Origin of the sequence: Mesorhizobium sp. B264B1B, assembly GCF_020165765.1 — a bacterium.
In the GTDB taxonomy this organism is placed as follows: Bacteria; Pseudomonadota; Alphaproteobacteria; order Rhizobiales; family Rhizobiaceae; genus Mesorhizobium.
Genome location: NZ_JAIUIS010000017.1, coordinates 109369 through 134794 on the forward strand (window position 1 = coordinate 109369; position 25426 = coordinate 134794).

Annotated in this window: 21 protein-coding genes, 1 tRNA gene and 2 pseudogenes; 16 read left to right on the forward strand and 8 right to left on the reverse strand. The window is 61.9% G+C overall.

The genetic code is table 11. From position 1 onward, the window contains the following. Positions 1-76: 76 nt before the first annotated feature. The 3 genes from LB547_RS27340 to LB547_RS27350 are packed head-to-tail and all read right to left on the reverse strand — an operon-like array spanning position 77 to position 1886. Positions 77-700 carry an amino acid synthesis family protein gene (locus LB547_RS27340; protein ID WP_140498500.1) on the reverse strand — a complete coding sequence of 208 codons (624 nt, stop codon included), beginning with the start codon at positions 698-700 and terminating at the stop codon, positions 77-79. Next, positions 697-1089 (reverse strand): carboxymuconolactone decarboxylase family protein, encoded by a 393-nt coding sequence (locus LB547_RS27345; RefSeq protein ID WP_140498501.1) that lies wholly within the window; start codon positions 1087-1089, stop codon positions 697-699. The genes LB547_RS27340 and LB547_RS27345 overlap by 4 nt, the downstream gene beginning before the upstream one ends. 17 nt (positions 1090-1106) lie before the next feature. Then, positions 1107-1886, reverse strand: a complete 780-nt coding sequence (locus tag LB547_RS27350) for an alpha/beta fold hydrolase (RefSeq protein ID WP_181178025.1) — start codon at positions 1884-1886, stop codon at positions 1107-1109. Between LB547_RS27350 and LB547_RS27355 the strand changes: the two genes are divergently transcribed. The 4 genes from LB547_RS27355 (at position 1879) to LB547_RS27370 (ending at position 5400) form a co-directional block, all read left to right on the forward strand. Next, complete coding sequence (locus LB547_RS27355) at positions 1879-2757, forward strand: GntR family transcriptional regulator (RefSeq protein WP_224647112.1); 879 nt, start codon at positions 1879-1881, stop codon at positions 2755-2757. The genes LB547_RS27350 and LB547_RS27355 overlap by 8 nt on opposite strands. Continuing rightward, on the forward strand, positions 2754-3734 hold the full coding sequence (locus tag LB547_RS27360) for an aldo/keto reductase (RefSeq protein ID WP_140498503.1): 981 nt from the start codon (positions 2754-2756) through the stop codon (positions 3732-3734). The genes LB547_RS27355 and LB547_RS27360 overlap by 4 nt, the downstream gene beginning before the upstream one ends. 81 nt (positions 3735-3815) lie before the next feature. Beyond that, complete coding sequence (locus LB547_RS27365) at positions 3816-4496, forward strand: GntR family transcriptional regulator (protein WP_140686355.1); 681 nt, start codon at positions 3816-3818, stop codon at positions 4494-4496. A 73-nt stretch (positions 4497-4569) separates the two neighbouring features. Beyond that, a complete protein-coding gene (locus tag LB547_RS27370) occupies positions 4570-5400 on the forward strand; it encodes an alpha/beta fold hydrolase (RefSeq protein WP_181174440.1) in 831 nt (276 codons plus the stop codon). 92 nt (positions 5401-5492) lie between these two features. On the opposite strand, the pseudogene LB547_RS27375 reads toward LB547_RS27370, so the two are convergent. Further along, positions 5493-6037: pseudogene (locus tag LB547_RS27375) on the reverse strand (glycerol-3-phosphate dehydrogenase); the annotation flags it as partial. Positions 6038-6395: 358 nt separating this feature from the next. On the opposite strand from LB547_RS27375, the gene LB547_RS27380 reads away from it, so the two are divergent. The 8 genes from LB547_RS27380 to LB547_RS27415 all read left to right on the forward strand — a co-directional run bounded on the left by LB547_RS27380 (position 6396) and on the right by LB547_RS27415 (position 14082). Next, a complete protein-coding gene (locus tag LB547_RS27380; RefSeq protein ID WP_181174439.1) occupies positions 6396-7202 on the forward strand; it encodes a metallophosphoesterase family protein in 807 nt (268 codons plus the stop codon). Positions 7203-7240: 38 nt separating this feature from the next. Then, on the forward strand, positions 7241-8446 hold the full coding sequence (locus LB547_RS27385) for an ABC transporter ATP-binding protein (protein WP_140558056.1): 1206 nt from the start codon (positions 7241-7243) through the stop codon (positions 8444-8446). A 2-nt stretch (positions 8447-8448) separates the two neighbouring features. After that, positions 8449-9363 carry a carbohydrate ABC transporter permease gene (locus tag LB547_RS27390; RefSeq protein WP_411908945.1) on the forward strand — a complete coding sequence of 305 codons (915 nt, stop codon included), beginning with the start codon at positions 8449-8451 and terminating at the stop codon, positions 9361-9363. A 29-nt stretch (positions 9364-9392) separates the two neighbouring features. Continuing rightward, positions 9393-10253 (forward strand): carbohydrate ABC transporter permease, encoded by an 861-nt coding sequence (locus LB547_RS27395; protein ID WP_140525325.1) that lies wholly within the window; start codon positions 9393-9395, stop codon positions 10251-10253. A 120-nt stretch (positions 10254-10373) separates the two neighbouring features. Beyond that, positions 10374-11648 carry an ABC transporter substrate-binding protein gene (locus tag LB547_RS27400; RefSeq protein ID WP_140763148.1) on the forward strand — a complete coding sequence of 425 codons (1275 nt, stop codon included), beginning with the start codon at positions 10374-10376 and terminating at the stop codon, positions 11646-11648. Positions 11649-11759: 111 nt separating this feature from the next. Beyond that, positions 11760-12593, forward strand: a complete 834-nt coding sequence (locus LB547_RS27405) for a phosphodiesterase (RefSeq protein WP_140558059.1) — start codon at positions 11760-11762, stop codon at positions 12591-12593. Next, on the forward strand, positions 12590-13375 hold the full coding sequence (locus LB547_RS27410) for an inositol monophosphatase family protein (RefSeq protein WP_140561359.1): 786 nt from the start codon (positions 12590-12592) through the stop codon (positions 13373-13375). Before LB547_RS27405 ends, LB547_RS27410 begins: the two co-directional genes overlap by 4 nt. A 26-nt stretch (positions 13376-13401) precedes the next feature. Further along, entirely contained in the window at positions 13402-14082 is a 681-nt protein-coding gene (locus LB547_RS27415) for an HAD family hydrolase (RefSeq protein ID WP_140567202.1), read from the forward strand. 301 nt (positions 14083-14383) lie between these two features. Here LB547_RS27415 and LB547_RS27420 read toward each other — a convergent pair whose 3' ends face one another. Beyond that, positions 14384-16351: an AI-2E family transporter gene (locus tag LB547_RS27420; protein WP_140513410.1), complete on the reverse strand. Its 1968-nt coding sequence runs from the start codon at positions 16349-16351 to the stop codon at positions 14384-14386. Positions 16352-16482: 131 nt separating this feature from the next. On the opposite strand from LB547_RS27420, the gene LB547_RS32760 reads away from it, so the two are divergent. From LB547_RS32760 to LB547_RS27435, 3 genes and pseudogenes are all read left to right on the forward strand, one after another. After that, positions 16483-16860, forward strand: a complete 378-nt coding sequence (locus tag LB547_RS32760) for a DUF3182 family protein (protein ID WP_140763151.1) — start codon at positions 16483-16485, stop codon at positions 16858-16860. Positions 16861-17077: 217 nt separating this feature from the next. Then, complete coding sequence (locus tag LB547_RS27430) at positions 17078-17722, forward strand: redoxin domain-containing protein (RefSeq protein ID WP_140498517.1); 645 nt, start codon at positions 17078-17080, stop codon at positions 17720-17722. A gap of 63 nt (positions 17723-17785) precedes the next feature. After that, a pseudogene (locus LB547_RS27435) lies at positions 17786-17956 on the forward strand (MBL fold metallo-hydrolase); the annotation flags it as partial. Positions 17957-18046: 90 nt separating this feature from the next. Here the strand turns inward: LB547_RS27435 and LB547_RS27440 are convergent. Then, positions 18047-18123 (reverse strand) — tRNA-His (locus tag LB547_RS27440). Positions 18124-18461: 338 nt separating this feature from the next. Beyond that, positions 18462-18920: a phasin gene (locus LB547_RS27445; RefSeq protein ID WP_140498518.1), complete on the reverse strand. Its 459-nt coding sequence runs from the start codon at positions 18918-18920 to the stop codon at positions 18462-18464. Positions 18921-19171: 251 nt separating this feature from the next. On the opposite strand from LB547_RS27445, the gene LB547_RS27450 reads away from it, so the two are divergent. Beyond that, positions 19172-22960 carry a PAS domain S-box protein gene (locus LB547_RS27450; RefSeq protein WP_140763154.1) on the forward strand — a complete coding sequence of 1263 codons (3789 nt, stop codon included), beginning with the start codon at positions 19172-19174 and terminating at the stop codon, positions 22958-22960. Positions 22961-23231: 271 nt separating this feature from the next. On the opposite strand, the gene LB547_RS27455 is transcribed toward LB547_RS27450, so the two are convergent. After that, the gene (locus LB547_RS27455; protein ID WP_140625421.1) at positions 23232-25202 is read right to left on the reverse strand and encodes an acetoacetate--CoA ligase; all 1971 of its coding nucleotides are present in this window, start codon (positions 25200-25202) and stop codon (positions 23232-23234) included. Positions 25203-25426: the final 224 nt, after the last annotated feature.

Consider the following 25426-nt stretch of genomic DNA (forward strand, 5'->3'; position numbering starts at 1 on the left):
CCTCCGTTGGTTCAGTTCCCGATATTATCGGCATTGCCGTTATTGGCCTCCGGGCAAGGACCCGGAGGCTTGCGCGTTATTTGCTCTCGGCTGGCAGCGGCCGGCCGGCCTGATCGACTCCCATGATCCGCATGTCGTTGAACCGATCGCCGATGCGATGGTGCGGACGCCCGCCGCTCGCGGCGCCCAAGGCGATGACGATCTCGTCATGCGCAGGCGCGTCGGGAATGGTGAATTCCACGGTCAGAAAATGAGCGCGGCTTCCCTTCTTCTCAGCGTCCTTGTGGGTCAAGGGAACGGTGAGCGCGGTGCCGGCGCCGGCACGCTTGTTCGTGAACGGGAGAAAGGAATCGCCACCAGCGGCGATGCGGAAGACATTGCCGAAATGCAGCGTGTGGATCAGGCCGGCCGCGTGTTCGACTTCGCCGTCCGTCCCGGTCACCGCGCACTTTCCAAACGCTTCTATCCTGTCCGGACCGCCCATGATCGCCACCAGGCGAGGCACGAGGGCATCCGTGAGAGCCTTGGCGTGCTCCATGATGTGCGGCTGCAGGTCCTCGACGAATGCCGATCCTGCCCAGGGATTGCGGATTACCGCCGCGCAGGCGGCCATGCGAAGCGGAACCGGCGCGACGCGCCCCCCTTCGATAAGCGTGTCCTCGACGAAATCGACGATCTTGCGGATCAGGACCCCAGTCATTTTTCCACTCCGCCGGCTGCGAGTTCGGCAAGCACGCGGTTGGCAATGCGATGGCATTCGACGCCGACAGGAACGCCGCAATAAATCGTGAGATGGGTTATCAACGCGTCCAGCTCGTCACGGGTGACCCCGTTGCGAAGGGCGCCGCGAAAATGCAGTTCCCACTCATGCATGCGGTTGAGCGCGGCAATCATGACGATGTTCAGCATGCTGCGGGTCCTGGCATCCAGCCTGTCGTCACCCCAGGCCGTTCCCCAGCAATATTCTGTGATAAATGACTGAAAACCCTTGGAAAACTCGGTTGCCTTGCTCAGCGAATTTTCAACATATTCGCTGCCGAGCGTCGCCTTGCGCCGCTCCAGCCCACGCTCAAATAGCGTCTCGTTCATTCGTCTTCCCTTCATTTTCAGCGTGGACGCAAAAGGAACTCGCGGACATGGTCGGACACCAGCTTGGATGCCTCGACCAGGACGCTGTGCTTCAGGCCGGCCAGAATGCGTAATTCCGAATCGGGGATCAGCCGGTGCATCGTCTCGGCCATCCGGACATTCGACCCCTGATCGAATTCGCCCGTCATCACCAGCGTTGGCTGTCTGATCTCGGGAAGCCGATCCACCAATTCGGTAAGGCCGAACACCCGATACGCCTCCAGGTAAGACGGCACGTGGACAGCCTTGAGCTCGGCAATTCGCCGCTCGATCACATCGGGATGGCGCTCGGCGAATTCCTTGGTGAACCAGCGGTCGTGCGCAGCACCAACGACTGCGTCCATACCGCCGTCGCGGATCATCTGCAGGCGCGCCACAACCTTCTCACGTTCGGCGGGGGTGCGCCCCGCAACTGCGGAAAGAAGCACGACGCGCTCAAACCGGTCCGAATAGGAACAGGCCAGTTCTTGCGCGATCAAGCCCCCCAATGAAAAGCCGACCAGATGGGCTTTGCGCACGCCGGCGTCGTCCATCACCCGAACGATATCGGCGGCAAACTTCTCGACGGAATATTCCGAATCGATGTGCGCGGACTGACCATGACCGCGCAGGTCGGAGCGAATAATGTCGAAGCTGCCCTCCAATTGGGGGCTGACGTCCTCCCAGCTTTGCAGGTTGGCGCCGACACCGTGCACCAGCACGAGAGGATGGCCCTTACCGCTTCTCTCATAGGCGATGAGATCGTCTTTGGTGCGCATCGGCGCCATCCCAGGTCCCTCGTTCGAACTCGATTTTTTGGTATACCGACAGACAGGCATATGGTCAACCGTATTTGAATCGGCTACTTGTGATGAAAGAGTCGAACGCGTAGCTGTCATGGAAGGAACGACGGGAGAGGACGCCGCGATGCATGAATGGACGGACTGGTCGATTGCGGATTCGCCGACATTGCGCGAGCAGACCGTTGTCACGCTGCGCGAGGCGTTGTTCAACGAAGTGTTCAAGCCGGGTGACAAGCTGGTGGAACGGAAGCTTGCCGAGCAGACCGGCGTAAGCCGCACAAGCATTCGGGAAGCGCTGAGCCAGCTTGAGTCCGAAGGGCTTGTGACTCGGGTAGCCGGCAAGGGCATGTTCGTGACCCGCTTGTCGGAACGGGAAGTCCGGCAGATCTACGAGGCCCGCGCAATCCTGGAATCGGCCATGGCGCGCCTGTTTGTCGAACGGGCCAGCCAGGAACAAATGGACGAATTGGCGCGGCGTATTTCGGAAGCAGGCGAAACCGACACCTCCGAGCTTGCCAGGCAGCATGCCGAGAAGCTCGACGCGGTGTGGGACATCATCATGCAAGGCGCAGGCAACGACATCACCAGGCAAATGACCTTTCTCCTGCATGGCCGCGTCACCTATCTGCGCACCGTCACCACCCGCGTCGCCTCGGCTGAACGGCGCAGGAATACGATGGCCTTGCTCCACGGCATTTTCGACGCGCTGCGCGCGCGCGATGCCGACCTCGCCGAAAAGCTCACGCGCGGGTATGTCGAAAGATCCGCGGCTTTCGCGCTGTCGCTGCTGCGGGACTCTGGGCAGAACGCCAAATCCTCATCACGCAAGCAACGGATCGACACATGAACTATGTCAGGCTCGGCAAGAGCAATCTGAAGGTATCCCGGCTATGCCTCGGCGCGATGGGATTCGGATCCGCGGGATGGCGGGCCTGGGTGCTCGATGAGAAGGCGTCGGCGCCGATCGTTGCGCGCGCCCTCGACCACGGCATCAACTTCTTCGACACCTGCGACTTCTATTCGGCTGGCGAGAGTGAACGTATTCTCGGCCAGATACTCGTTCTCAAGCAGCCGCGCGACAGCTTCGTCATCGCCACCAAGGCGGGAAACCCGATGGCCGCGCATTGCAACGGCCGCGGCTACTCCAGAAAGCACCTGTTCAAGGCAATCGACGATTCGTTGGTCCGCCTTGGAACCGATCACGTGGACCTCTTCCAGACGCATATCTGGGACAAGGACACCGACCTCGACGAACTGGTCGATGCCATGGCGGATATCGTGCGCGCCGGAAAGGCGCTCTATGTAGGCGTCACGACGATGCCCGGCTGGACACTCGCAAAATGCCGTGCGGCTGCCAGCGCACGCGACCTTCCGGCATTCATCTCGATGCAATGCGAATACAATCCCGCTCACCGGGAGTGCGAGCGGGAACTGCTTGCCTACTGCCGCCACGATGATGTTGCCCTGATACCGTTCAGCCCGATCGCGCGCGGCTTCCTTGCCGCGGACCGCCGCAATCCCGGCCAGCAGACGGCGCGCACGAAAAGCGACGACTATACGCAGAGATATTACCACCGCGACGGCGACCACGCCGTGCGCGAAGCCGTCGCTGCCGTTGCCGCCGACATCGGAAAGACACCGGCGCAGGTGGCTCTCGCCTGGACATTGGCGCGCCCCGGCATTACCGCGCCCATCTTCGGAGCGACCTCGACAGACCATGTCGACGAGGCAGTCGCGGCATTGGACATAGTGCTTACGCCCGAACATATCGACCGCATCGACGGGGCCTACGAGCCACGGCCGCTGAACGCCTCAGGCCACTGAATGAAGCACAATGCTTGCGGTAAGCTGATATGCTTGTGAAATTGCACTCGTTCGCGCAGGTTTCAAAGGAGCAAATCCGCCGTGTATGATCTGCGAGTCCATGCTCCGCCGCGCCTGTACACGCAGGTGGCCGATACCATCCGCAACGCCATCGTCGTCGGAGAACTGGCGCCGGGAGAGCGGCTGGTGGAGCGCACGCTTTGCGAGCGCATGGGCGTTTCGCGGACGTCGCTCAGGGAAGCGATGCGCGAGCTCGAGAACGAGGGCCTTGTCACGAACCTGCCCAACCGGGGGCTTATCGTCTCTGTCGTCGATCCCAAGATCGCGAAGGACATTTTTGATCTTCGCGAGGCGCTGGAGGCGCTTGTATGCAGGTTGTTTTGCGAGAATGCGACTGACGATCATATCACGCGTTGTCGGGGCGTGTATGACGAGTTGATGGAAACCTATCGCGTCGGTGTGGCGCGCGAAATGATAGCTGCAAAGACTAGATTCTACGACGTCTTGGTAGCGGGCGCGAACAATTCCGAGGCGGAACGGATGCTTCGCAGCATCCATATGCGGGCCTCACAGTTGCGCATGATTTCTCTTTCCGATGCAGAGCGGCGAAAGGCATCTCAGGAAGAGCTGACAGCCCTGCTCGACGCCCTTGTGAATCGCAGGGCATCGGATGCCGAGCGGCTTGCAAAAAAGCATGTACGCAAAGCCGCCCAGTTCGCGCTCGGGATGATCGAACAGCTTGAAAACCAATCCGTCAGCTGATCGGCGGCGCTTGAAAGCGCGAGACGCCGCCCGTCCGCCGCTAGCCGCGGCGACGGTGAAGGAGAATTATGTCGTGGCGGGCGGCATCCGTACGCGCTATTTCGAAGCTGGCAGCGGACCGGCCGTGATCCTGCTGCACGGCTCGTCACTGGCGATCGATGCCTGGTCCACCTGGCACAACACCATCCCGGCACTCGCGCATGACTTCCGGGTGCTGGCGCCCGATCTGGTCGGCTTCGGTCTCTCGGATGCGCCGGTGGACGGGAAACACGTTCCCCGCCTCGAAAGGCGGCATCACGTTTCAGCCTTCATCGAAGCGCTCGGCGTCACCCGATGCGCGCTCGTCGGCCATTCCGAAGGCGGTTTCATCGCGGCAATGCTCGCCGTTGAAAAGCCAGGTCTGGTCGATAAGGTGGTCGTCGTGAGCAGCGGTGCGACCTCCCCGCGCCTCGGCGGAAATGAGGACCACGCTTGGCAGGCAGCAGCGGCAGCAGCGTATAATGTGCTCGAGGGATGCGACACCGAGGAAGACTTTCTGCGAACCAATGCGAGGCTAAGCACGAAGAATCCGCCGGAGTTCGTGGAGCTGCTAAAAAAGAACTATCGCCTGGCCTGCGAGTCCGGTCAGTTGGAGCGCTTCAAGCAGGCTGCCCGGAAAAAGGACGACACCGAATATACCCAGATCCAGGAGGACCATCTCCTTCCGCATTTGCCCACCATGCAGGCCAAGCTGTTCATAGCCTGGTCAGGCTGCGACGAAACCGTGCCGGTGGCGCGCGGCATCAAGCTGCTGGAACGCGCGCCGCAAGCCGACATGCACATTTTCGCCAATGCCGCTCACATGGTCATGATCGATCGCCCACGCGAATTCAATGGAGTTGTCCGGGACTGGCTTGGCAGCTAGCGCCGGTCAAACCGTCCAGCTTATGACCCACAGCAAGTCGTCCCAAGAGGCCCGCCATGCCGCGGGAGGATGTCCTCGGGCGTGCGCCCTCACTCCCTCGCCACCAGGTAACGCGCTTCCGAGTCGTAGAGCAGCCCGCCATAGTGCTGCCCGAGGTCGGACATGCCAGCCGTGGCGCCCACCACCTCCTGACCGCGTGCCGTAGAGCCGCCGGTAATGATGAACGAGGGCGCGCGGCATCCACGGCCATGTTTCGCATAATCCGTTGACGGAAGGCTCAAAGTCCGCGTTCGGCATGTTGCCGCCCGGCAGCGGCACACTCGCGGTCCAGTCGCCCCCCATCTGCGGAAAGATATGTTCGAGGCGATGGGCCGCGCTAGGCCAATTTCCGGAAGGTCGTGATCTTGCCGCCGAAGACATTGAACAGTGGCGTGTCCCCGGTCTCGTCAAGGTCGAAGACGTAGTCGCGCGTAACCGCCGAAGGGTTCCCATTGCCGTCGTCGAACAACAGCCGCACGCCCCAGAACGCATACAGCAAGTCCTGGGGGCGCAGCTTCTCTTTGAAGTAGCGGTTCACGGCCGCGCTCAAACATTCGATCTCGGTCTGGTCGATCTGCACCGCTTCGGCAGCACCCTCTAGGCGCCGCAGTTCGAGGTGCGGCTACGGTCGCGATTTTTGTCTTGATATTTTTATCAAGCTGTGAAATTTTTTTCAATTAAATGCTGGAGGAAGTTTTCCGCACCTCAGAATGCCCTGACAATGGGCATCGGACGGAGAACACGATGGGAGGTTCAATATGCCGGTCCAAGCCGTTTCAACCGAGTGAGCCTTTCCTGCGGGAGACGCCGCGTCCTGGACCTAAAAAACCGGCGTCGTCGTCACACCTTCACAGGCAGGGGAAAGAGTGCATCCGGCTTCAGGCGCTTTTTTCAAAACGACGAGATCAACGCCGCGAGACGCGGCAAAGGTTCCAGAACGTCCGATGACGCGAATAGTGCAGATTTCCGATACCCATCTCAGCCCTGGCAAGCGACACTTCCATGCCAACAGCCAGCCGCTCCTCGACTGGCTGAAGGAAAGCGATGCCGACCTCGTTATCCATACAGGCGACGTCACCGTGGATGGCGCCGATGTCGAGGAGGACATGCGCTATTGCGCCGAGATGATGGACTCCATCGGACTGCCCTATCTCGCCGTGCCGGGCAATCACGACGTGGGCGAGCCCAAGCATCTCTATCAGCCAGTCAACGCAGAACGCCTGGCCCGCTGGCGACGTCATTTCGGGCCGGACTGGTGGCATCGCGACATTGAGGGCTGGCGCCTGATCGGACTCGATTCGATGCTGTTCGGCAGCGACGAGCCGGCCGAAACGGAGCAGATCGCGTGGCTGGAAAACGCCATGCGCGAAGCGTCCGGGCGCCGGATCGGCTGGTTCACCCATCGCCCGCTCTTTATCGGCGAGCCGACCGAAGGCGACGTTGGATACTGGGCGCCCACTCCCGAGCCTCGCGCGCAACTGCTCGACATGGTGCGCCGCTACGACGTGGCCTTCGTGGCCAGCGGCCACCTGCACAAACTCTACGATCGTCAACTCGGCGGCGTCCGGTACCTGTGGGGGCCGTCGTCCGGCTTCCTCGTCGAGGCGCACTTGCAACCGGACGGGATGGCCGGAGAAGCCACCTTGGGCGTGCTCGTCTACGATTTTTCCGGGTCCGATTTCACCGTGCGGCCTCATGAAATTCCGGGCCTCACACCCTTTTTCATCGGTGATGTCGTGCATGAGGTCTATCCACCGAGATAGCGCCTCCACCCAATTTTTCGCGAAACGGAGCAACCCCAGTGGCTGCAGTGGAAATAAAGAACCTTTCGAAGTCCTTCGGGCCCCACCGGGTTCTCAAAGACATCAACCTGTCCATCAACGATGGCGAGTTCCTGACGCTTGTCGGCCCCTCCGGCTGCGGAAAATCGACGCTCATCCGCATCATCGCCGGCCTCGAGCCGCAAACCTCGGGCTCGATCCTCGTCGATGGCGCGCCGATCGATCATCTGAGGCCGCATGAGCGGCGCATCGCCATGGTGTTCCAGAGCTACGCGCTCTACCCGCACATGTCCGTCTTCAACAACATGGCCCTGCCCCTGACGATGACCGGGCTTAGCCTCTACGAGCGCCTGCCGCTCGTCCGCCTATTCTCGTCCCGGCGCCGCAAGGTGATGCAGGAGATCGGCAAGCAGGTCAGGGGCATCGCGGCGCAACTTCAGATTGAACCTCTTTTAGAGCGCAAGCCCGCCCAGCTCTCCGGCGGCCAGCGTCAGCGCGTCGCGCTCGGTCGCGCCATGGTGCGCCAGCCCGCCGCTTTCCTGATGGACGAGCCACTTTCTAACCTCGACGCCAAGCTGCGCGTCCACATGCGTAGCGAGCTGGCCGAGCTTCACCAGAGACTCGGCGCGACATTCGTCTACGTCACGCACGACCAGGTCGAGGCGATGACCATGTCAAGCCGGGTCGCCATGATGGAAGGCGGAGACATCCTTCAACTCGGCACGCCCGACGAACTCTACGACAGGCCGGCCAACGTCCAGGTCGCCCAGTTCATCGGCAGCCCGACGATCAACCTGATTCCCGTGACGGTGGGGGTCGGTGGGCGGCTGGAATTGCTCGGAAAGCCTCTGCCGATCGGCACCGCCCTCCCCGCCGGAGAGAAAGCGACGATCGGCGTCCGCCCGGAAATGATCCTGCCCGGCGCGGTCTCGGGCCAGTCGGCGGACCAGGTCCCGCTTCCGGCGAAGCTGCGGCGCAGCGAGCATCTCGGCTCCGAGAAGATCCTGCATTTCGATGTTCCCTCGCTCCCTGGGATCTTGGTGACCTCGCGCATAGGCGCGGGCGTGCCGGACGGTGAGGTCGAGAACACCGAACTCTTGTTCCATCCCTCGGCCTGCCATGTCTTCGATGCCGCCGGAAACCGCGTGGAACCCCAAGTTTCCCAAGACGCGGCCACCGCCGCCAAGGGAAAGCTGCGCCTCGCAGAGGGAGCGCGCGCATCATGAGCCTGACCGCGGTCCCCGCTCCGCCCGCCCGGCCCGGTGCCCGGCAGGCCTTCATCGAGAGGCTGGTCGCCGGCGGCTTCGCGCTGCCTGCCCTGCTTTTGCTGGTGCTGACGATTCTCGTGCCGCTCGGCGTGCTCGGTTATCTCAGTTTCACCGACTACGAGCTCGGCGAGGTCGATGTCCATTATGTCGGCCTGCAAAACATCACCGACGCGCTGACCGATCCGGAATTCCGCCGCGCACTCAAGAACACGCTCGTCTACGTCGCGATCGTCCTGCCCGGCTCGGTGATCCTGTCGCTGCTCGTCGCCGTCCTCGTTCACCGCCGCAAGCGCACCCGCTCGCTCTACGAAATCATCTACTTCCTGCCTGTGACCTCGACCTTCATCGCCATGGCGACGGTGTGGCAGTTCCTGCTGCACCCCAGCCTCGGCCCGGTGAGCGCGGTGCTGCGCTGGCTCGGCATCGGCGAGGTCGCCTTCCTGAGCAATCCCTCGCTGGCGCTGCCGACGCTTGCCGTGATCGGCATCTGGCAACTGGTCGGCTTCAATATGATCCTGTTCCTGGCCGGCCTCTCGACCATTCCAAAGGACCTCTACGAAGCCGCCGAGATCGACGGCTGCGGCGGCGAAATCGACCGCTTCCTGACGATCACGTGGCCGCTGCTGGGACCGACGACCATGTTCGTCATCGTCACCAGTTCGATCACCGCCTTCAAGGTGTTCGACACGGTGGCGGTGCTGACCCATGGCGGTCCGGTGGGATCGACCGAGGTCCTGCTCTACAAAGTCTACCTCGAAGGCTTCCAGTACTTCCGCATGGCGTATGCGTCGGTCCTCACCTTCATCTTCCTCATTTTCATTCTGGTCTTCTCGATCCTCCAGACCGTCGTCATGGACCGCAGGGTGCATTACTGATGACCGACACAACCATCACTGCTCCCGCGATGACGGGCACAACAACCACACCAGCTGGCTCCGCCGGCCGGCGCTTCGCCTCTCTGTTCATCACTCACGGCATCCTGATCACCGGCGCGGCCTTCATTCTCCTGCCTTTCCTGTGGATGCTGGTGACCTCGATCAAGCCGCCGGAAGAGGTGTTCAACGCCCAGCTCAGGATCTGGCCGAAGCATTTCTACGGCTTCGAGAATTATGCGATGGCGCTGACCAGCGCGCCGCTGCTGCGCTTCGCTCTCAACGGCGTCATAGTGTGCGGCGGCATCCTCATCATCCAGCTTCTGGTCGCCATCCCATGCGCCTACGCGTTGGCCAAGCTGAAGTTCCCGGGCCGCAACCTGCTTTTCGTCCTCGTCCTGCTCGGCCTATGCGTGCCCGAACAGGTGCCGGCGCTGCCGATCTACATCGCGCTGGCGAAGATGGACCTGCTGAATACCTATTTCGCCATGATGGTGCCCTTCTTCCTCTCAGTCTTCGCGATCTTCCTGTTCAGGCAGTTTTTCCGTTCCTTCCCCGACGACATCATTCATGCCGCGCGGCTCGACGGGATGAGCGAGTTCGAGATCGTGTGGCGCATCGTCACGCCCAGCGCCATGCCGGCGATCGCCGCCTTCGCGGTGTTCTCCTTCGTCGCGCACTGGAACGACCTCTACTGGCCGCTAATCGTCATATCCGACGTCAACCTGGCGCCGCCGCCGCTCGGCATGATGTTCTTCTCGGACGCCGAAGCCGGCACCAATTACGGCGCACTGACGGCCGCCGCGACCATCCTGACCGCGCCTCTGCTGCTCGCGTTCCTGTTCGCACGCCGCCGCTTCATCGAGGGCGTCACGATGACCGGCGTGAAATAAAACTGACAACTGGCGCGGCTAGAAGCCCGGTCGCGCCGTTCCCCCACACCTTTCGCGGGGCAAGGCGGCATCATCGCCTCAAGAGCATCGGGCAAATCGCATAACCGGAGGAAAGCCTTAATGAAATTCCTGTCAAAGATCATCGCGGCCTCGGCCGTATTGCTGGGAGCGGCGTCGACAGCGCTGGCCCAGTCTCCCGTGACGCTCGACGTCTACTACGCATTCCCGGCCTTCGCGAAGTTCCATGAGCCGCTGGCCGCGGAATTCATGAAGGAACATCCCGACATCAAGATCCAGTTCCGCGCGCCGGCGGCCAGCTACGACGAAGGCCACCAAGCCATGCTGCGGGCCTCCATCACCAACAACCTGCCCGACGTCTATTATTCGGGCTATCACGTCCTGCATGAATTGGTCGGCAAGCTGAAGGCGCGCAACCAGATATTGGACCTCGGCACGATGATGGACGCCGAGTCGAAGGAATGGCGCGACGCCAACTACGCCGACAACATTCTCGACCTCGGCCGGGTGAACGGCAAGCTCTACGGACTGGCCTTCAACGCTTCCATGCCGATCATGTTCTACAATGCCGACCTGGTTAAAAAGGCCGGCGGCGATCCCGACAACATGCCTACCGACTGGCCGGGCATTATGGAACTCGCCAAGAAGATCAAGGCCACCGGTTCCGGCATCGCCGGCCTCGCCTACAATATTCATGACTGGCCCGACGAATGGCTCTGGGACGCCATGTTGATGCAAGGTGGGGGCGAGCTGACCAAGGACGGCAAAGTGGCCTTCGGCGACGAGCACGGCCTGAAGGCGCTGGAATATTTCCGCAGCTTCGTCACCGATGCCGGCATGCCGTTGATCGACTGGGATCAGTCGCGCCAGGCCTTTATCGCCGGCCAGATTGGCATCTTCTTCGATACGCCTGCCCGTCTCAGCCAGGATACCGAACTGATCGGCGACCGATTCAAGCTGCGTACCGCGGTCTTCCCGGTCGACGACAAGGAAAAGGGTGGCCTGCCCACAGGCGGCAACGCGGCGGTGATCACTGCCTCCGACCCGGCAAAGCAGAAGGCGGCCTGGGAATTCCTTAAATTCGTCACCGGCCCCAAGGCGCAGGAGCAGGTCGTGAAGATGAGCGGCTACCTCCCGACCAACAAGGCCGCCACCGGGACCGACTATCTCGGCCCGTTCTACGAAGCGAACCCGAATTACGCCACCGTTGCCAAGCAGATGGCACTGTCGCGCCCGTGGCCCGGCTATTCGGCGGGCAACACGGTCCGCATCTGGCGCACCCAGCGCGAGATCATCAGCAAGGTCATGAGCGGCGACGTATCCATCAAGGACGGGCTCGACAGCCTCGTCTCCGAAACACAGGCACTCATGAAATAAGTCGCCATGCCACGCGCGCCGGCCGGCTTCGGCTGGCGCGCCCTTTTTAAGGTGGCGCCGATGTGGCGCCCTTCTTGTGTCAGCCCTCCCTTCACACTGCCGGACCTCCCGATGCTCATTGCACAGATCAGCGATTTTCATATCCGACCCGACGGCCAGATGGCCTATGAGGGTCTCCAGACCAACACCATGACTCGTCGCGCCATCGCGACCGTCGCCGCGCTCGATCCGGCGCCCGATTGCGTCCTCGTCACCGGCGATCTCGCCGATTGCGGTCGCCCGGAAGAGTATGCGCTGGTCGCCGACATGCTGTCGGCCCTGCCCATGCCCGTCTTCGTCATTCCTGGCAACCACGACCGGCGTGAGACAATGCGCGAGGTGATGGCGCCGAAATTCCCCTATCTGAGCCAGTCGCCGGATTTCCTGCATTATACGATCGAGGACCTTCCGGTCCGCCTTATCGGGCTGGACACGGTGCAGCCGGGCGAGGACGGTGGTGCGATCTGCGAGCGGCGCGAAGCCTGGCTCGGTGAGCGTCTCGCCGAGGGCGACGGCCGCCCGACCTTCGTCTTCATGCACCATCCGCCCTTTCCCGTCGGCGTGCACGGCATGGACATCATGATGTGCGTCGTCGGCGACGGCTTCCGCGACATGATCAGGTCCCACGCCGAAATCGAGCGGGTGGCCTGCGGGCACTATCACCGGCCCATCACCACGCGCTTTGCCGGCACGGTCGGCTTCGTCGCGCCGGGCGTCGCGCACCAGGTCGCGCTCGATCTTCGTCCGGGCGAGCCCAATCGCTTCATCTTCGAACCGCCGGCCTTCGCCCTGCACGCCTGGTCGCCGCAGACCGGTGTCGTTTCGCACGTCGTTCCGATCGGCGATTTCGGCCCCGCCCACGATTTCATCACCGATGTCGACTACCCCGGGAAAAACGAAACATGAGCGACTACCGTCAAATCCTGAAAGACGCCGATGCCGTCGCACGCAAGGCAGCCGCGACGTTGATGTCGATGCGCGAGGAGCGCCTCGACGTCACGCGCAAGGAAGGGCTGGACATTGTCACCGCCGCCGATCTCGCTTCGGAGCGCATTGTCATCGACGGGCTGCGCGCGCTTACGCCGCAAGCTTCCATCCTGTCGGAAGAAGCCGGCACGACGGGAATCTTGGGCGAAAGCCGCTGGATCGTCGACCCGCTCGACGGCACGATAAACTACGCGTCCGGCCTGCCGTGGTTCTCCGTCACCATGGCCTATCAGGAGCAGGGTGCGACGAAGGTCGGCCTGACCGTCGCGCCCGCCGCCGGCTTCGAGGCGCACTACACCTGCGAGGGGATCGCGACCGTCAACGGCAAGACGGCCAATGTGTCGACAACTGCAAGACTGGCCGATGCGGTCATTGCCGTCGTGCTGACGTCGCACTTTTCGGCCGAGGAGGTGGCGCGCACCGCAGAGATCGTGCGGCGGCTCGGCGTCGGCGCGCGCGGCGTGCGCGTTATCGTCTCAGGGGCCTTTGAATATTCGATGGTCGCCGCCGGCCAGCTCGATGCGGCGGTTTCGATCAAGGCCGACGTCGTGTCCTACGCGGCTGCCATGCCGCTGCTACGCGCAGCAGGAGGCAAGGTCACCACGCTTTCAGGTGTCGACTCCACAGACGAGGACACGCAGAAGGTCGGCTCGAACGGGCTCATTCACGACGAACTTCTTGAAGCGCTACGCGGCCTGTGACACCTGGCGCGCAAACCGGAGCGAGCATGCAAGACACATTGATCATATTCGACTGCGACGGCGTGCTGGTCGACAGCGAACCGCTGGCGGCGCTTGCCTACGGGCGGGTCTATTCGAAACACGGCATGGAACTCGACCCGCAGGCGGTCCTGCAATGCGTCGGCATGAAGCAGACCGACATCCTGGAGCGCATCAGGCTCACGACCGGCCATCGTCTTGAGGAGCATCAGACCACGGATTTATGGGACGAGGTGAAAGCGCTCTTCACCGAAAGTCTGCAGCCGATGGCGGGCCTGAAGCCCTTCCTTGAACAGCTGTCCAATCCCCGCTGCGTCGCCTCATCCTCCTCGCTGGAACGGATACATCACAGCCTTTCGGTCACAGGGCTCGCGAGATTCTTCGGCGAGAACATATTCTCATCGTCAATGGTCGCGCGCGGGAAGCCCGCCCCCGACATCTTCCTGTTCGCCGCGGATCAGATGAGCATCGAACCGAAGCACTGCGCGGTTGTCGAGGACTCGCCTTTCGGCGTGCAGGGCGCAGTCGCCGCCGGCATGACGGCGATCGGCTTCATCGGCGGCGGCCACACCTATCCGGGGCATGCCGAGAAACTACGCGTGGCCGGCGCCCGAACCATCTGCGCCGACTGGGACGAAGTCGCGCGCGAACTCGTTTCTCTGGAGTTGATCGCACCCGTCTCCGTGTAGATTTCAGGCCCAGCGAAAGCCGGGCAGCAGATAATCCGGCACCGCCCTTTCCTGCTCAAACACCGTCGAAAGCGCCGCGTCGCCGAATGTAACAGATAGGTAGGATTCCGTAATTGGGGCCGGAACAAGAGCTGTTTCAGAATCTGCTTAAGGTCGAACGGAGAGCGAACACCCGGATGTTCGCTGTGGATGCGCGATTGCCAGCGAACTTTCGAAACTACCTGCCGGTGCCAGAGGTACCGCTCACATGATCATTATCAGGTAGCCGAAGTTGGTCCAAAAGGGGCCGTGCCGTTGACGATCACCGCACCGGCTGAGCCAACGAATCGTCCAATTGCACCGTCGCCGCCACGCCCTGACGAGCGCGAGGCCGCCTTAGATTTCTTTGCTTTCTCTTTTTCACTTGACGCGGTTCTTCGTTTGAAAGCGCACCCGTCACGCAGTCGACCACGTTGAACGCAACAAAGTCCGCTTCCAATTGCTCGGCGAGGCCCGCCGCATCCTCCCTGGGCTTGTCATGGGTGTCGTGCCAGAGCGCGATTCCGATGCGTGCACGCGGTGCGAGTCGCCTCAAGCGCCTCACGACGAACACCGCGTGTTTGAACGAATCGCGGTTGAGGAAGCCCACGACGACTGCGTCGCGAGCTTCAAGCGGAAGTTTCCGGATCCGCGCGGGGAGGAGGTCACGGTGGCTCGCGGCCACGCAATCCGCACCCTCGATCGAAATGACCTGCGCGAGCATCGCAGCGGCCACATCGTCGAGGTCTCCGCGCCCGCCGATACACAGCACTGACTTCCCAGCACCATCCGGGAGATCAGGCGCAAACTCGGCTTGATCCTCATCCTCTTCGCCCGGATCCGCGCTCGCGCCTTCTTTTTCCGCGTGCTCGTCTTCTTCCTCTTCTTCTTCCTCCGCGGCGATCTCGTTGAGGTTGGCCACCAGGGTGCGGGCGTTTTCGGCAAGGTTCGCCAACTGACTTGCCGTCAGTGCGCCCCGAGCCCGGTCCTGTTCACCAAGCAGCAACGCCGGAATCGCAACCGTGCTGTGGAACTCGATCAGGTATTTCTCCTCGAGCATTTCTTCCGCGTTGTCGGTGGCTTCGTCGATATCGTCGGCAAGAAGCCGCTGGTACAGACGCTCCTTCGGGTCAAGCACCGGCTCATCGCCAAACAGGATCTGCAGGAATTCGAACTGGGGCACGTGCCGTCCAAGCACGACAAGGCAGACGGTCAACGGCGTCGACAGCACCAAGCCGACCGGGCCCCATAGCCAAGCCCAGAAAACGGCGGCTACGATGATCGCCAGCGGCGAGAGGCCCGTGTGCGAGCCGTAAAGCCAGGGCTCGACGATGTTGCTGATTACGAGCTCTGCCAAGATGAAGAGAGCGCCAGTCCATACCAGTAAGCTCCAGCCGGGAGCCACTGCGAAGGCAAGAAACAAAGGTATCACCGCCGCGATAACCGGACCGATAAAGGGCACGAAACGCAAGACAACGGCCAACATGCCCCATAGCAGGGCATTGGGAATGCCAAGAAACCAAAGACCTATCGCAAGGGGCACGCCGTAGACGATGTTCACGACCAATTGCATGAGCAGATATTGTCCGACGCGACTGCCTGCATCCTGCAATGCCTGGGTCGTGCGATGGAGATCGCTGTAGCCCACAAGGCGGATGAATCGATCCCGCAATTCTTCACGCTCGAGCAGCATGAAAATCACCACGATGATGACAAGGCCGGTCGTGGCGAGTGGTCCGATCAGCGGCTCGATGATGTTCCTCAGCGTCTCTATCGGACGCTGGGGCGAGAATATCTGAACCAGAAGCGGATCCTGCTGCTTCGTGGTTTGCTCCACATCTGCCTGCCCGCTGGATTGGGATTTGTTTATCTCAGTGTTGACGCGCTCGAACACCTTGCCGAGCCGGCTGATAAGGCCGTCTTCGGATCCTGTTTCTTTCAAAGTCCGAATCTTCTCGAGGATGTTGGATTGGTATGTCGGAATGTCCTGCGCGACCTGGCTCACCTGCGTGGCAACGATCAGGCTGAACAGCGACACGAGGACGAAGGCCGATGCAACCGCGCCAAGCACAGCGATCATTCGCGGCAGCTTCAACTTTCGGAGCAAAGAAACAATCGGCGCCAACGCAAATGTGAGAAGGACCGCTATTGCCAATGGCAGCAGGACCTCCTTGGCGACGTAAAGAATGGCGACGGTAGCAATCATCGCCACGACGGTTGCCAACTTCGATGTCATAAAAGCAGGGGGCATGATGGGACCTATCTGCAATCTCGCGATTTAGAGGACGGCCATGGCCTAACCGCGCAAAGCGTGCGCTGGTCCATATACTGGCACCTCCTCAGCTTCTGGCCAATGACCTGGTTCGTTACACCGCATGTGTGATGATCTCGAACTTTTGCAGGGCATGTAGCCCAAAGGTGTGGATCATCGGAACATCCGCAGCGTCCCTCGCAGGCCCAAAAGATTTCTTTGGCGGCGTGCTTCCTACCCGGCTGGCAATGACCAAGGTCATCACGCATGGCGTGACCGGCGCGTCCGTATTTCGGCCAGGTGACTGGCCAGCGGAATTCGCTGAACGGATCAGCGCTGCGGTTTTGCCGGGCTACAACACGTTCTCCCGAGCCGACACTTTGAAAGCGGCGGATTCTCGGGCGCAGCCGACGCTACCGTGCATTTTCAGGATCCCGACGAGGGTGCCATCACGCACTACACGGCGGTTACGCGGAAATCCGTTTAGCGATGATCAAGGGAGTGATTGACGAACTCAAAAGCAGGCACCGAAAACCGGTCGAAGCTCGAGTTTGGAAAAGGGCGGCAAGCCGATCGTCGATGGCGAACTCGACTTGGATGCGCTCTCGATGGGGTCGCCGGTTCGACGGCAGACGGCCGTCATATCGGCTTGCCTGGAATAAAGGAACATGGGGGGGAGTCTTTTGTTCGGGAGTTACAGAACCGGATCGATGGGAGCGACTGAAAATGAGACAAGACATTGTGGCTGGCGCGAAGTTCCCCGACTACGTTCTTCCCGACCACACCAAGACACCACGGCGGCTGTCGGACCTGCAGGGCGACCAGCTGATGATCGTGATGCTGACGCGTGGGTTCTTCTGTCCGAAAGACCGGCAGCAAATGCTCGAACTGGTGCGGTTTCACTCGCAATTGGTCGTCGGCTACACACAGCTCGTCACGATCACCACGGATGATTGGCATACGACCAACAATTACCGCCAGCAGACCTCCGCGCCCTGGCCCTTTCTTTATGACGAGGAACGGCTCGTGCAGAAGGACCTGGACATCAAGGAATACACCGACACCACGCACGACGTGATGATCCCGCACACGATCGTGCTCGGGCGGGACCTCGAAGTCTTCAAGGTCTACAACGGTTACTATTACTGGGGCCGCCCCTCCACCGCCGAATTGCACGCAGAACTGCGCGAACTGGCGCAAAGGACCTATCGCGACTGGGACATCACCGAACCCGAGCTGCGGGAGAAATGGAAGAAAGGCGATAAATCCGACTTCTACCCCTATGGCGGGAATTCCATCTCCATGGACACACTCATGCTCCAGATGGCCGGCGCGGTCGACCAATATGCCGGTCGGGCAAAGAGAAGCTGAACGGAGGAAGCCAGCATCGCTCGCGGCGGTCTTCTCCCAGTCACGCTTTTTGTCCAGCCGCGCTTGGTAAACGAACCTTTTTCCGATCCGGGCCTGCTACTGGATTTCCGCTTCCGCAACAGGGCCATCCTTTTCTATCTCGGAGAGCTTTCGACGCTTTCGCTGCGCGAAATCCTGCGAATCTCGCACGTCTTCGTGACGCATATGCACATGGATCACTTCGGCGGTTTCGACAGCCTGAGCAGGCTGTCGCTTTACAGAGCAAGCCCGGAAGTCCACGGTCAAAATTTTATTGAGCAAACCAGTTGTTTAGAGGAAAGCCGATGGTACCGTTGGCTGGGATCGAACCAGCGACCTCCGGATCCACAATCCGGCGCTCTAACCAGCTGAGCTACAACGGCACGTTTGCCTGAGCGGGATCGGCGGAACGTAGTCCCCTCGAGTGCTCTGTCGTTCGGCGATGCGTCCTTACGGGCTTATGGATTTTAATTCAAGGCTTTTGCAAAGCAAAGGTCACTTGCCCACATGGAAGCGGATCTGCCGACAAGAAAAAGGCCGGCGGGAGGAGGTGCCGGCCTTTTCCTGTTACGAGCCAGCGGGAGGAGGTGCTGGCTGGTCACCCCGGAGGCGGAGGGAGGAGGTTCCGCCGACCGGGTATTCGTTGATGGCTGCCATCATACACACGATCATTTCGAAGAAAATGCGACCTTTTGTTACATCTTCTGATCATGCGCAAATATTAGGCGGCCTTGATGTCCTTCATCGCCTTCTCGAAAACGGTCTTGATCGGCTTGGAGACATCCTCGGCCGCCTTGGAGGCGACGGTCTGGAACTCCTTGGCTTGCTCGACGGTCATTTCGACGCGCTTGCGCAGGAACGCGGTCTGCAGCTCCACGACTTCCGACAGCGATTTGGCGCCGATCAGCGCCTCGAGATGCGAAAAGCCCGCTTCGGCATTGGCGCGCAGTGCGGCAACGGTCTTGAGCGACAGGTCGCTGGAAACGGTCTTGGCGGACTCGTATGTGGATTCCAGGGCCTTCTGGGTCTCCTCGGCGCCAGTCTTGAGCTTGGCGTAAGCCTCCTTCGACTGCTCAACGCCCTTCTCGGCGAAAGCGCGGATCTGGTCGGTGGCTTTGGAAGCGTCAAAGCTCGGGAATTCAACGTTTTCGATGGTCTCGGCAGTCTTGGTCCTGGACATTTTCCATCCTTTTCAGCGGTAGCGGCTTTGACGGAAAGCCGTCTCGTTCATGTATGATGGCAATATAAAGGCAATTTTTGTGCATTGCAATATCTTTGTTGCACTGCACCATAGATTCCCGTCTCGGCCGTTAACCAAGAGCCGAAATTCAGGCCTATGCACGTTCTGGCTTGTGGACCTTCGCGCCGCCGGCTTTTATTAACAAAGCGTTAACTGCAAAAATGCCCGCTGCATGAGGATTTCGCCAGCGCATGCCGTCCGAATATTCCTTTCTTGACGTCGCCGTGCTCGACGCGGTCCGCCAGCGCTTCGCCGCCGGCGACGCGATCGCGATCCTGTCGGCGAATCTGGAGCAAGTGATCTGGGCCAATGGACCGGGTGCCGCAGTGTTCGGCTATCCCGACATCGAAAGCATCATCGGCGCCGAGGCACGGCTGCCGCTGATCGCCCGCCGCCAGATCATGGCAACTAGTGGATTTCCCGACATCGGCAGCGACCGAAGCATCACGGTCAGGCTGGCGACCGGCATGACCAGCCGCGCCATCGGCTTCCTTGCAAGCGCTGTGACGCTGCCCGACGGCGAGAACGCCATCATGCTGGCGGTGCCGGCGGCCCAGACCGGCTCGCGCAGTGCGGCCGAAATCGCCGGCAGGGCCATCAGCGGCTTCACGGAAGATGGTCATTTCATCGCCTTCATCGACGCCAGCGGCAATGTCGAAGCGGCATCGGAGAGCTTTTCGCAGCTCGGCATCGAGCCCGCGACGCTGGCCGCGCTGGTGGCCGACGTCGCGAATGAGAGCGACCGCATCGTCAAGCGCCTGGTTCCGGGCGGCGGCACATCCTATCCGGCGGGCCTCGCCCGACTGACGCCTGAGCGACATTTGCTGGTGGTGATCGACGAAAACAGGCTCGACGACCGTGCGCTGGCGGAGGGGACTCCAGCGGCCGAGCGTTCGGAAGGACGTAACCGCTCACAGGCCGTCGCCAAGGATATCTCGGAACCGAAGGCACAAGCCGCTGCCGAAGCGGCCGTGCAGGAACCGGCGGCGGCAGAACCCGGACAACCGGCGGCAAACGGTACGCGGGCACAGCACGACCATTGGTATTTCAATGCCGGCGAGGACGGGAGGCATGCGCGCGGCCCAGCCGCGCCGGACGCCGAAGCTGCACTTTCGCCGGCTGCCGCCGAAGGTCCAGCCGAGGACGCGAAGCACGATGCCCAGGCTCCAGTTGTTCCGGCAGCCCCGGCCGCCAGGACCGTGGACCGCACGGCGGCGCCGCTGCGTTTCGTCTGGCGAACCGACGCCGAGGGCAGGTTCAGCGCGCTGTCGCCGGAATTCGCCGACGTCGTCGGCAAACCGGCCGCGGACGTCATCGGCAGGCGCTTCAGGGAGGTCGCGGCGGCCTTCGGGCTGGATGCGTCCGGCGAGATCGCCGGTCTCCTGGAGCGGCGCGACACCTGGTCCGGCCGTTCCGTGTTGTGGCCGGTCGTCGGCACGGACCTGAAGATCCCCGTCGACCTAGCGGCCCTGCCCGTCTATGGCCGCAGCCGTGCCTTCGAGGGTTTCCGCGGTTTCGGCGTCGCCCGCGCCGGCGACGCCGTTGTCGATCCTGAAGCGATCGGCATGGCGCTGGTGCCCAACAGCGAGGCACCCCCGGCGTCGGAACCGGTCGAACCCGCACCCGAGGAACCGAAGACCGAGGAGTTGAAGCCATCGGACCCGTTCCGGGGCGAGGTGCCGGCGCTGACCATCGTGCCGAAGCCTGAACGCCGCTTTGCCGACAAGGTGATCCGTCTGGCCGAACATCGCCAGCCGGCTAACGACAAGGGTCTGTCGACCCTGGAACGCAGCGCCTTCCGCGAGATCGGCGAGCGGCTGAAGAAGGAAAGCAGCCCGGCCGAGCCGGAGGCCGAAAGACCGGGTCCGGACGATGCCGGGCAACCGGAGGCGGCAACGCCGGCGGGGCCGTCCGAGAAACCAGCGGACGCCCGCAAAAACCTTGCGCCAAAGGGCGAAGCCGCACCGGCTGAGCCGTCCGAAACCGATGTCGATGCCGAGGATGCAGAGGATCTCGCCCGGCTTGATGGCGAACGGCCGGACAAAACGGCTGATGAGGAGCCCGCCGACACGGTGGCCGGAGTGACGGGTTCGCTGCTCGACTATGCCGAGCGGAGCGAGGAACCAGCGCCGATCGCCGACAACAATGACGAGACCCCGGCTTCCGAACCGGCGGCGGCGCAGACGGAACGGGAGAGCGAAGAGCCCGTCGCGGCGGCAGGCGAACCGACCGTCGCCGGCGCCAACGATGACATTGCCGACGACGAGAGCATGACATCGGCCGATTTTCGCGATGCCGAGGACAGTGAGGACTGGGTCGAGGACGAGGAAGCGTCCGCATCCGATGAGCAGGCCGCAACCGCCGAGGGGGCCGCCGGCACCAGCGACGCGGTGGAGGCTCCGGTCGAGCGGCCACGCCTCAAAGTGCCTCCGCTCAAGCTCGAAGGGTTCGTGCCGTCGGCCTTTGCGGTCGGGGACGAGAGCAAGGCTCCCGACACCTCGCTCCTGAGCAAGCTGCCCGTGCCGCTGCTCATCCATTCCGGGGATGAACTTCATTACGCCAACGAGGAATTTCTCGTCCTGACAGGCTATGAAACGCTCGATGAACTGGCGGACGCCGGCGGGCTGGGCACGCTGTTTGCCGATCCCTATGGCCATGACGGCGTCACCGAGGGCGCCGACCGGGCGTTGCGGCTGAAGACGCATGGCGGGCAGGAATTTCCAATCGAGGCTATCCTGCGCTCGGTTCCGTGGCGCGACGGCAAGGCGCTGATGCTGGTGGTGCGCCGTTCGGGCGAGGATGAGGCACCGGCGGCACTGCATGCGGCTGGCGACGAGCAGACGCAGCCCGATATTTCCGAGCTCAAGGCGCGCATCGCCGAGATGCGCACCATCATCGATACCGCCACCGACGGCGTCGTGCTGATCGGCCGTGACGGCGCGATTCGTTCCATAAGCCGTCCAGCCGAGGCGCTGTTCGGCTTCGACAGCGACGACGTGACCGGCAAGCCGTTCGCCTCGCTGTTTGCTATCGAAAGCCAGCGCGCGGCGCGCGATTATCTCGACGGCCTGTCCGAGCCCGGCGTGGCGAGCGTCCTGAACGACGGCCGCGAAGTCATCGGCCGCGAGGCGCAGGGCCGCTTCATTCCCCTGTTCATGACCATCGGCCGGCTGCCCAACGACAGCGGCTTTTGTGCGGTGGTGCGCGACATCACGCAGTGGAAGAGGGCCGAAGAGGACCTGACCCAGGCGCGTGCGGTGGCCGAGCGCGCCTCCTCGCAGAAGACGGATTTCCTCGCCCGCATCAGCCACGAGATCCGTACGCCGCTCAATGCCATCATCGGCTTTTCCGAACTGATGGTGGACGAGAAATTCGGGCCAGTGGCCAATGACCGCTACCGCGATTACCTGCGCGATATCAACCGATCGGGCAATCATGTGCTCGATCTCGTCAACGACCTTCTCGACATCTCAAAGATCGAGGCGGGCCAGCAGGAAATGACTTATGAAGCGGTGTCGCTCAACGACACGCTGGCCGAGACTGTGGCAATGATGCAGCCGCAGGCCAACCGCGAGCGCGTCATCATCCGCTCCAGCTTCGCGTCGCGACTGCCGGAAGTGGTGGCGGACCTGCGCAGCGTGCGCCAGATTGCCCTCAACATCCTGTCGAACGCCATCCGTTATACCCAGGCCGGCGGCCAGGTGATCGTCTCGACCGCCTATGAGACCTCGGGCGATGTCGTCATGCGCGTGCGCGACACCGGCATCGGTATGAGCCAAGCCGAGATCGAGCAGGCGTTGAAGCCGTTCAAACAGATCAATGCATTGAAACGGGGGCGCGGCGACGGCACCGGTCTCGGCCTGCCGTTGACCAAGGCGATGGTTGAAGCGAACCGCGCCCGTTTTATCATCACCTCGACGCCCGGCGAAGGAACCCTGGTCGAGATCGCGTTCCCGTCGACGCGCGTGCTTGCGGAATAGGCAAGCTCCCGTCCATCCAGCCGCCTGGAAAAGAAAAGGCGCCCAACAGGACGCCTTGAAAGATGGGATTTGCTGTCACAACGGGGGCTTGAGCGAATTCAGATCCTCCGGGGGCTGAGGAACGGGATTTCTCCCTCAAGTTACGTGCGACTATCGACGCCGGGCCTTAACAAGTCCTTACCAGGTCCCGAAAAAATTTACGAATGTGTACCACTCGTGAAATCTAGGTAAATTCGCGCGGCAGATTTGATTAACCATGCCGGGCGGGCGGTCACTCGGCCAATTGCGGCAGGTTTCTGAACAGCTCGAGCGCCTCGGGATTGGCGAGCGCCTCCTTGTTCTTGATGGCGCGGCCATGCACGACGTCGCGCACCGCAAGCTCGGTGATCTTGCCCGATTTGGTGCGAGGAATGTCTGACACGGCGATGATCCTGGCCGGCACGTGGCGCGGGCTGGCGCCGGCGCGGATTTTCGCCCGGATGCGCTTCTCCAGATCCTCGTCGAGCTGAACGCCGGCGGCCAGCCGCACGAACAGCACCACGCGCACGTCATTGTCGAAATCCTGACCGATACAGAGCGCCTCCAGGATTTCCGGCATCTGCTCGACCTGATTGTAGATCTCCGCCGTGCCGATGCGCACACCACCCGGATTGAGCGTCGCGTCGGAGCGGCCATGGATGATCATGCCGCCATGAGCGGTCCACTCGGCGAAGTCGCCATGGCACCAGACATTGTCGAAGCGCTCGAAATAGGCAGCCCGGTATTTCTTGCCCTCGGGGTCGTTCCAGAAGCCGATCGGCATTGCCGGGAACGCCTTGGTGCAGACCAGTTCGCCTTTCTCCTGCCTGACCGGCTTGCCGTCGTCGTCCCAGACGTCGACAGCAAGGCCGAGGCCTGGTCCCTGGATCTCGCCGGTCCATACCGGTTCAGTCGGGACGCCGAGGACGAAGCAGGAAACGATGTCGGTGCCGCCGGAGACCGATGCCAGATGCACATTCTTCTTGATCCCGTCGTAGACGAAGCGGAAATCCTCGGGCGACAGCGGCGAGCCCGTCGAGGAGATGGCGCGCACGGTTGACAGATCATGGCTTTGGATCGGCTTGAGGCCGGCCTTGCGTACCGAATCGATGAATTTCGCCGAGGTGCCGAAGAAGGTCATCTTCTCGGCGTCGGCGAAGTCGAACAGCGCATTGCCGTTGGGGTAGAAGGGCGAGCCGTCATAGAGCAGCAGCGTCGCGCCCGAAGCGAGGCCCGACACCAGCCAGTTCCACATCATCCAGCCGCAGGTGGTGAAATAGAAGAAGCGGTCGCCGTCGAGCAGGCCTGCGTGCAGGCGATGTTCCTTGAGGTGCTGGATCAGCGTTCCGCCGGCCGAATGGACAATGCATTTGGGAATACCGGTCGTTCCGGACGAGAACAGGATGTAGAGCGGATGCGCGAACGGCAGCCGCTCGAAGGTGACCTGCCTGACCGCGAAGGGCGACAGCGCCTCTTCCATCGCCACGGCCTTTTCGATCGTATCAGCGACATCGGCCGAGGTGCCGAGATAGTCAACGACCACCACCTTGCGGACAGTGCCCAGCTTTGCGGCCACCGCGGCGATCTTGTCGGCGACCTCGATCGCCTTGCCGTTGTACCAGTAACCATCGGGGACGATGAAGACGACGGGTTCGATCTGCCCGAACCGGTCGAGAACGCCCTGCTCGCCGAAATCCGGTGAGCAGGACGACCACACCGCGCCGATAGAGGCGGTCGCGAGCATGGCGGCGACTGTTTCCGGCATGTTGGGCATCATCGCAGCGATACGGTCGCCTTTCTTGACCTTGAGCGACAAGAAGAGTTGCTGGAAGCGCGAGGTGAGCGCATGCAGTTCGTTCCAGGACAGCCGGCGCTCGACCTTGTCCTCGCCGCGAAACACGATCGCCTCTCCTGCTCCGGTCTTCTTCAGGAGGTTCTCGGCGAAATTCACCATCGCGTCGGGAAAGAAGGCCGCTCCCGGCATCTTCTCGCCAGCGACGAGCACACGCTCGCTTTCGGCGCTGCCCTTGTCGCCGACGATGCCGCAAAAATCCCAGACCAGGCTCCAGAACGCTTCGCGGTCCGCCACCGACCAACGGTGAAGGTCGGCATAGGAAGTCACGGATATGCCGCTTTTTGCAGCGGCGGCCTTCATGAAGGCGGTCAGCGGCGCAGCGTCAATCTGGTCCTGCGTCGGGGTCCAGAGTGGTACTTCGGCAGCCATGATGGGTCCTCCCAGGATCGCCACCGCTTATGCATATTGCGCCGCAGCAGAGCAAGATTTTGTTCGGCCGAGGCGTCCAGATGTGCGCAAATGCCATCGCCGGGCCATAAAGACTTGAAATGCCTCGACCCTAAGTCGTAGTGACGACTAGAAGTCGTAGTGACGACTGGAAGTCGTGGTGACGACCGGGTTTACACCCGCCGGACGATTTTTGTCGGAACGAA